The sequence below is a fragment of the Pseudomonas fluorescens genome (assembly GCF_018614775.1).
Lineage (GTDB): Bacteria > Pseudomonadota > Gammaproteobacteria > Pseudomonadales > Pseudomonadaceae > Aquipseudomonas > Aquipseudomonas fluorescens_BY.
The window spans coordinates 1-8,032 of record NZ_JAGGOF010000067.1 but is presented as its reverse complement, the minus strand read 5'-3'; the positions used below and the strand labels follow the sequence as shown (position 1 = coordinate 8,032).

8 protein-coding genes and 1 pseudogene are annotated in these 8,032 nt (G+C 55.7%); 3 read left to right on the top strand and 6 right to left on the bottom strand.

The features are described 5' to 3' along the window. The first annotated feature begins 41 nt into the window (after positions 1-41). Together purU and fdhA are read left to right on the top strand one after the other, a co-directional pair. Positions 42-899: a formyltetrahydrofolate deformylase gene (gene purU / locus J7E36_RS17825; RefSeq protein WP_215005539.1), complete on the top strand. Its 858-nt coding sequence runs from the start codon at positions 42-44 to the stop codon at positions 897-899. A 189-nt stretch (positions 900-1,088) separates the two neighbouring features. Continuing rightward, complete coding sequence (gene fdhA / locus J7E36_RS17820; RefSeq protein WP_215005536.1) at positions 1,089-2,288, top strand: formaldehyde dehydrogenase, glutathione-independent; 1,200 nt, start codon at positions 1,089-1,091, stop codon at positions 2,286-2,288. Between the two features lie 105 nt (positions 2,289-2,393). Here fdhA and J7E36_RS17815 read toward each other — a convergent pair whose 3' ends face one another. The 3 genes from J7E36_RS17815 to J7E36_RS17805 form a co-directional block, all read right to left on the bottom strand. Further along, on the bottom strand, positions 2,394-3,458 hold the full coding sequence (locus J7E36_RS17815; protein ID WP_215005533.1) for an RHS repeat-associated core domain-containing protein: 1,065 nt from the start codon (positions 3,456-3,458) through the stop codon (positions 2,394-2,396). A gap of 25 nt (positions 3,459-3,483) precedes the next feature. Then, positions 3,484-3,696, bottom strand: a complete 213-nt coding sequence (locus J7E36_RS17810; protein WP_215005531.1) for a cold-shock protein — start codon at positions 3,694-3,696, stop codon at positions 3,484-3,486. A gap of 176 nt (positions 3,697-3,872) precedes the next feature. Then, positions 3,873-4,157, bottom strand: coding sequence for a hypothetical protein (locus J7E36_RS17805; protein WP_215005528.1), 285 nt, complete (start codon positions 4,155-4,157; stop codon positions 3,873-3,875). A 283-nt stretch (positions 4,158-4,440) separates the two neighbouring features. Between J7E36_RS17805 and J7E36_RS17800 the strand changes: the two are divergent. Continuing rightward, positions 4,441-4,735: pseudogene (locus J7E36_RS17800) on the top strand (formaldehyde dehydrogenase, glutathione-independent); the annotation flags it as partial. Positions 4,736-4,885: 150 nt separating this feature from the next. Here the strand turns inward: J7E36_RS17800 and J7E36_RS17795 are convergent. From J7E36_RS17795 to J7E36_RS17785, 3 genes are all read right to left on the bottom strand, one after another. Next, positions 4,886-5,887: an RHS repeat-associated core domain-containing protein gene (locus J7E36_RS17795; protein ID WP_215005525.1), complete on the bottom strand. Its 1,002-nt coding sequence runs from the start codon at positions 5,885-5,887 to the stop codon at positions 4,886-4,888. Positions 5,888-5,972: 85 nt separating this feature from the next. Continuing rightward, positions 5,973-7,022: an RHS repeat-associated core domain-containing protein gene (locus J7E36_RS17790; RefSeq protein ID WP_215005522.1), complete on the bottom strand. Its 1,050-nt coding sequence runs from the start codon at positions 7,020-7,022 to the stop codon at positions 5,973-5,975. Between the two features lie 397 nt (positions 7,023-7,419). Next, positions 7,420-7,704 (bottom strand): hypothetical protein, encoded by a 285-nt coding sequence (locus J7E36_RS17785; protein ID WP_215005519.1) that lies wholly within the window; start codon positions 7,702-7,704, stop codon positions 7,420-7,422. Positions 7,705-8,032 lie beyond the last annotated feature (328 nt).

Genomic DNA, 8,032 nt, shown 5'->3' with positions numbered 1-8,032 from the left:
TTCCCACGCAGAGCATGGGAACGATCAGAGGAGTATCACGAATGAGCCGCGCCCCAGACACATGGATTTTGACTGCCGATTGCCCCAGCGTGTTCGGTACGGTGGACGCGGTGACCCGCTTTCTGTTCGAGCAGGGCTGCTACGTCACTGAGCACCACTCCTTCGACGACCGGCTCTCGGCGCGTTTCTTCATTCGCGTGGAATTCCGCCAGCCCGATGGCTTCGATGAGCAGACTTTTCGCGCCGGCCTGGCCGAGCGTGCCGAAGCCTTTGGCATGGTCTTCGAACTGACGCCGCCCAACTACCGGCCGAAAGTGGTGATCATGGTCTCCAAGGCCGATCACTGCCTCAATGACTTGCTCTACCGCCAACGCATCGGTCAGCTGTCCATGGACGTAGTGGCCGTGGTGTCCAACCACCCGGACCTCAAGCCGCTGGCCGACTGGCACCAGATTCCCTACTACCATTTCCCCCTGGACCCGAACGACAAGCCGGCCCAGGAGCGGCAGGTGTGGCAAGTGATCGAAAACACCGGCGCCGAGTTGGTCATCCTCGCCCGCTACATGCAGGTGCTGTCGCCGGAGCTGTGTCGCAAGCTCGACGGCAAGGCGATCAACATCCACCACTCCCTGCTGCCGGGTTTCAAGGGCGCCAAGCCGTACCACCAGGCCTACAACAAAGGCGTGAAACTGGTGGGCGCCACGGCGCACTACATCAACAACGACCTGGACGAAGGCCCGATCATCGCTCAAGGCGTGGAAGTGGTGGACCACAGCCACTATCCCGAAGACCTGATCGCCAAAGGCCGGGATATCGAAGGGCTCACCTTGGCCCGGGCGGTGGGGTATCACATTGAGAGACGGGTGTTTCTCAATGCCAACAGAACTGTCGTTCTTTAGACCGACATCGCGAGCAGGCTCGCTCCCACACAATACGCGGAGCACGCAGAACCAATGTGGGAGCGAGCCTGCTCGCGATGAGGCCCTCCCACACAGCACAGAAACAAAGCCACAAGCACTAACCCGAGCAATCAACGCGCTGCCTGCCTGGGCAACGCAGTTTTATAAAAACAACAGCGAGGTGAAAGCATGTCCGGTAATCGTGGAGTCGTGTATCTCGGCAGCGGCAAGGTCGAAGTACAGAAAATCGACTATCCAAAAATGCAGGACCCGCGCGGCAGGAAGATCGAGCACGGCGTCATCCTGCGCGTGGTATCCACCAACATCTGCGGCTCCGACCAGCACATGGTGCGCGGCCGTACCACCGCCCAGACCGGCCTGGTCCTGGGGCACGAGATCACCGGTGAAGTGATCGAGAAGGGCAGCGACGTCGAGAACCTGAAGATCGGCGACTTGGTGTCGGTGCCGTTCAACGTGGCGTGCGGCCGTTGCCGCTCCTGCAAGGAGCAACACACCGGCGTTTGCCTGACCGTCAACCCGGCCCGTGCCGGTGGCGCCTACGGCTACGTCGACATGGGCGACTGGACCGGCGGCCAGGCCGAATACGTGCTGGTGCCGTACGCCGACTTCAACCTGCTGAAACTGCCGGACCGCGACAAGGCCATGGAAAAAATCCGTGACCTGACCTGCCTCTCGGACATCCTGCCCACCGGCTACCACGGCGCGGTAACCGCCGGCGTTGGCCCTGGCAGCACCGTGTACATCGCCGGCGCCGGCCCGGTTGGCCTCGCGGCCGCTGCTTCCGCGCGCCTGCTGGGCGCGGCCGTGGTGATCATCGGTGACGTCAACTCCATCCGCCTGGCCCACGCCAAGGCACAAGGCTTTGAAATCGTCGACCTGTCCACCGACACCCCGCTGCACGAGCAGATCGCCGCACTGTTGGGCGAGCCAGAAGTCGATTGCGCCGTTGACTGCGTCGGCTTCGAAGCCCGCGGCCATGGTCACGACGGCGTCAAGCACGAAGCCCCGGCCACCGTGCTCAACTCGCTGATGGGCGTGGTCCGCGTGGCCGGCAAAATCGGCATCCCCGGTCTCTACGTCACCGAAGACCCGGGCGCCGTCGACGCCGCCGCGAAGATGGGCAGCCTGAGCATCCGCTTCGGCCTCGGCTGGGCCAAATCCCACAGCTTCCACACCGGCCAGACCCCGGTGATGAAGTACAACCGCGCACTGATGCAAGCGATCATGTGGGACCGCATCAACATTGCCGAAATCGTCGGTGTGCAGGTGATCAGCCTGGACGATGCACCGAAGGGCTATGGCGAATTTGATGCGGGTGTGCCGAAGAAGTTTGTGATTGATCCGCATAAGATGTTTAGTGCGGCGTAAGCGCTGAAGGCAAGACGGAAAAAGGGCGACTTCGGTCGCCTTTTTTTATTTAGGAAGCGTTCGACCTGGTACGCCGTGGGCGCCAAGTTGGCCAGCTATTTCACATCAAGGCGCGATGCGCAGGGATTTCCCGGTTTTTCGAAGTGCTGCGTCATGCGTACCGCTCAAGAGCGTGCCCCCAAAGCCGTTGAAGAAAACACCAACCAAACTACTCGGACTCCCATCCTGGCGATATTTTTCTGCCCACATTTTGGCTGATTCAAAATGGGCACCTGTATTACTCCGTTGTCCGTGTGTGACTTCATCTATGAGCCTTTTGTAGTTTTGGGCGTGCGCCATGGGAAGCTCAGTATCGCCATGGCTGGCTAAGTTCCTGTTGACCGCGCCAAGCCTTGCAACAAATGGCTGAGGATCCGCTACATCCCTTACTGCGTCGTCTACGAACTGCCTCGCTGGTGACATTGACGTGGTGCCCGCTGTTTTCCGCGAAAGTGAGTGTTCCGCAGTTTTAATAATTCCGCTGATACTACCCGTGTCTGTGTTTTTCAAAGTGCGCTTGGAAGGGGCGTCCGTGAGTAAGCTCTTATTGGTCCCCCGGAGCCTTAGGTCGTCCAACAAGCCAAGCAGCTTCGAAAAGGGTGACGGAATGTGGCCCGTCGGATCTACCCGATTCACCGGGTCCCCAACGCAATAAGCATAGGCGTTCAGACCCCCCTTCCCAAATGGACTCAAGTAATCCGCACTGTTGAAACGCATCAACACGGGATTAAAGGCACGATAGCCCTTGCCCAACAGATAATGCCCGGTCACCGGATCCGGCCGTTCGCCATTGAAGCCGAGCAGGCTGAGTAAACCGCTTTCCGGGGTGCGGTGACCGTATGGCGTGTAGGCAAGGGGATGCAGCTGCGTGTTGAGCACATGCAATACCGAGCGCTGTTGATCAGTCGCGAGCAGCGTGGTTTTGACGGCAGTGTCCCGGTGCTGTTGCGCCAAGAGTTGATCGCCTTGCTGGAAAATCGAGCACCGCGCCGAGCCTTGCGTTTCAGTGGTCAGGCCCTCCTTCAGGTAGAACCGCCGGGCGCTGGCCTGGTCGGCTGGGGTGCAGGCGACCAGCCGATCCAAAGGGTCGTAGTTGTATTGGCAGAGCAGCTTTTTGTGCTCGAAAGGCATGGCGGCATTTCCTGAAAGCGCATCTCTATTCCGGCGTGACTCTCGTCGCCTGCATGCCTTTCTCACCCCGCTCTACTTCAAAAGAGACAGTTTGCCGCTCCTTCAAGGTTTTATAACCCTCGCCGGAAATCGCGGAGTAATGAACGAACAGTTCTTCGCCACCGCTGCCGCAGGAGATAAATCCATAGCCTTTTGCATCGTTAAACCATTTAACGGTGCCTTTGATCCGGTCGTTCATTGTTATTGTCCTATGCCCGAATGAATAAAGGCGCAGGGAGCTGAAGGGCTCATTCGCCTCGTATCCGTTGTCACAGTTGGAGCTTAGGAGCAGACTGAACGGCTGCCTACTGTCAGAGCTGACAGTAGGCAATGCCGAAAGGGAATAACCGCTGGCAGGTGATATTCAGATGATTGTCACGAAGCGGTCATGCCTTGGGCTTGCGCCTGCAATCGTCGACCGATCACATCCAGCACATCGCAGCCATCGCGCAGCGGAATTGCCAGCAACAGGGCGAAGTCGTGGAGAACGACGGCGTCGGAGCTGATTTCCTCGCGGAAGGCGATGTTTTCCAGCAGTTGGGTGACGGCTCGGATGCGGTACGCGGCGGTTTCGTGGAGGACGTCGAGGGGCGCTTGGGTGTCGATGAGCAGGGTGGCGGGGGTGCAGTCGACGCCGGTGATGGGCATGTATCGGTTCATAGGTTAGAGCCTCAAAAGGGAAAGGGACTTCTGACCGTAGTTTTCCGAGTCGCCAAACCCGAGTCGCCATGTGGACGACGGACAAACTATAGGCATCGCGTCATGGACGGGGCAAGGCTCGTCATTGCGGGTGATTTCCCAAGTAGTTGTGGGAAATTTGGTCAACGCCGATCGTTCCTACGCTCAGCGTGGGAATGCCTCAACGGACGCTCCGCGTTCGGCTCTTTGGGACGCGGAGCGTCCCTGGCTGCATTCCCACGCAGGAGCGTGGGAACGATCAATAGACCCGGGCGCCGTCGATGCCGCCACCAAGATCGGCGCTTGATACGCTTCGGCCTCGGCTGGGTCAAATCCCACAGCTTCCACACCGGCCAGACCCCGGTGATAAAGTACAACCGCGCGCTGATGTAAGCGATCATTTGGGACCGCATCAATATTGCCGAAATCGTCGGTGTGCAGGTGATCAGCCTGGATGATGCACCGAAGGGCTATGGCGAATTTGTGTGGGTGTACCGAAGAGGTTTGTGATTGATCCGCATATGATACTTAGTGCGAATTGCGGTTGGCTTTATAGATGAGAAGGGTGGCTCAATGTCACCCGCTCACCCGCTCACCCGCTCACCCGCTCACCCGCTCATGCGCAATCGGAAGCACGATGGCAGCTATAGGCGCCGGGTGTGGCAAGCGAAAATATCGTGGAGTGAATAATTCAGCCCTGTTGCCTTAAGCTAAATTGAAGTTCGACGAATCTCAATCTGCCTTAATGGTGCTGAAGTGGATGACCAGCGTCGCCCTTTCATTGGTGGGATATAAGAAGGTAAGGGGACGTTGGCAAGATTTTCGCTGGAAATGTTTGGAGTGCGATATGAAGGCGGGAAATAATCCGGAGCAGCGTTGTTAGGGCGATGGAATGTTGGGAGTTGAAAGTCTATATCGCTCCCCAAGCCCATAGAGGAAATGGAATTTCTAGGAGGGTTTTCAGCTCTAAGCCTATCTCGAGCCTGATACGCGGCTGTTATTGTTTCCAAAGACCATTCATTCAAGGAAGGGCTTTCAATAGTATTTCCCATCGAAACTCCTTCCGACGGTTGCGTTGTAAAGCTTCTAGGAATAGCGCGCCGCTCTGAAGGGGGAGTGAATTGAGCTGGTGCCGATCGTCTCATGATTCCAGCGTTCCTTAAAAAAAATTTCACCCATCTCCACGTATGCCCCGTTGGGTCAGTTCGATTCACCGGGTCGCCTGTGCAATAAACGTAAGTATTTAATCCACCTTTCCCAAACGGACTTAAACTGTCCGGGCTGTTAAACCGCATCAACACTGGATTGTATGCCCTATAACCATTGCCCAGCAAATAATGCCCCGTCAGTGTGTCCGGTCGTTCACCGTGGAAGCCAAGCAAGGTGAGTAAACCGTTTGCCGAAGCACGGTGCCCGTATGGCATATAAATGAGTGTGTGCAGCTGCGTACTAAGCGCGTGCACCACTGATCGCTGTTGATCCGTAGTGAACAGTGTGGTTTTGACGGCATCGTTCTGGTGCAGTTGTTGCGCTAGGAGTTGATCGCCTTGCTGGAATATCGAGTGCTCCACCAACGCTTGGATTTCGGTGGACAGGCGCTCCTTTAGATAAAAGCGACGGGAACTAGCCTGAGTGCTTGGTATGTAGTCCACCAGCCGATCCAAAGGATCATAGCCGTATCGGGAAGATAGGTTTTCGCGTTCGAGCGACATGACAGTATCTCCGGAAACAAGAAAATTGTACGTGATGACAGAGGCTTTCCTGGGAAATGTCCCGTTCCCTGAGAACCGGCATTTATTAGCTCGATCTGATCCTCGAAATTGTCTCTATTGGACCTACTTCGATTCCTCTGGCTTCCAATCGTCGATGTAATTGTTTAAGTATGTCTATATGGTGCTCCTCGTGAGTGCGTCCAAGCACTCCGAATATTTCATCTAAGTCCACAGCGTCGCCGCCTTTAATGGGGACTGCTTTTACTAATTTTTTTCTGGGAATATTAATCGGCAGCTCTTGGATCATGGATGAGGCGTTTGTTTTTGGGGCGTATCGCGCTGACATTTCCGAGAGGGCCGATTTTTCTACATAGGCTGCAAATACAGTGCCTTTTTCGCCGGCGTATTTTTTTGCATGCTCGTAGTTGTCGGTGACGAATAGCTCTCTTGCTTTGAAGAAACGAGCTTTCTTTAAATGCTGTGGTGCGTGACTGCCATGGTAGCCTAAAAGAACATCATTCTCTCCGGCCTTCTGAGTGCTTTTTTTAAATAAGTGCCTAGGCTTCAGTGTTGAAAATGCTTTTCCAATCATACTTAGAAAAGCATTATGTCCGGTTGGATCCTTTCGATTCAAAGGATCTCCTGTGCAATAGGCATAAGCATTCAATCCACCCTTACCAAACGGACTTAAACTATCCGGACTGTCAAAGCGCATCAACACTGGATTGAATGCCCTGTAACCATTGCCCAGCAGATAACGCCCGGTCACCGGGTCCGGCCGCTCACCGTTGAAACCGAGTAAGCAGAGTAGGCCGTTCTCTAGGGCTTGATAGCCATATGGCGTGTAAACGAGGGCATGAAGCTGTGTCGAATTAAGCGCCTGCAATACTGATTGCTGTTGGTCAGTCGTTAGCAGGGTTGTTCTAACGGCATTGTCCTGCTTCAGTTGTTGAGCCAGGAGCTGGTTGCCTTGTTGAAAAACCGAGTGTCGTGTCGAACCTTGGATTTCGGTGGTCAGGCGATTCTTCAAATAGAAGCGCTGGGAGCGTTCTTGGGTGGTAGGTGTGCAGTCAACTAGTTGATCCAGAGGGTCGTAGTTGTATCGGCAGAGCAGGTTTTTTGGCTGGAAAGTCATGATAGCGCTCCTTCGAAGGTATCTCTATTTTGACATCGCTCTCGCCGCCTGCATGCGCATAACGCCCACTTGATTTAGAAAAGGCATGGCTAACGTTGTTTCAAGTTTTGTAACTTTCGTGGTCTACCGCTGAATAACGACGAATAATTCTTCACTACCTTTGCCGCAGGTAATGCACGGCAGCTTTATTCATCGTCAGGCCTTGGTGCTGGATTCGGTCGTTCATTTTCATAATCCGATACTTGGATCAAGGGTTGGGGATCTGAGTTGCCGATCCGCTTTGTTCCATTGACACCATCGGAGCTTAACGTCGGCCTGAACAGCTGCCTACTGTCAGAGCTGACAGTAGGCAATGCCGAAAGGGAATAACCACCGACAGGTGATATTCAGATGATTGTCACGAAGCGGTCATGCCTTGGGCTTGCGCCTGCAATCGTCGGCCGATCACATCCAGCACATCGCAGCCATCGCGCAAGGGAATTGCCAGCAACAGGGCGAAGTCGTGGAGAACGACGGCGTCGGAGCTGATTTCCTCTCGGAAGGCGATGTTTTCCAGCAGTTGGGTGACGGCGCGGATGCGGTAGGTGGCGGTTTCGTGGAGGACGTCGAGGGGGGCTTGGGTGTCGATGAGCAGGGTGGCGGGGGTGCAGTCGACGCCGGTGATGGGCATGTATCGGTTCATGGTTAAAGCCTCAAAAAGGAAAGGGACTTCTGACCGTGGTTTTCCGAGTCGCCAAACCCGAGTCGCCATGTGGACGACGGGCAGACTATAGGCATCGCGTCATGGATGCTGCAAGGCTCGTCATTGCGGGTGATTTCCCAAGTAGTTGTGGGAAATTTGGTCAACGCCGATCGTTCCTACGCTCCGCGTGGGAATGCCTCAACGGACGCTCTGCGTTCGGCTCTTTGGAACGCGGAGCGTCCCTGGCTGCATTCCCACGCAGGAGCTTGGGAACGATCAATAGACCCGGGCGCCGTCGATGCCGCCACCAAGATCGGCGCTTGATAGG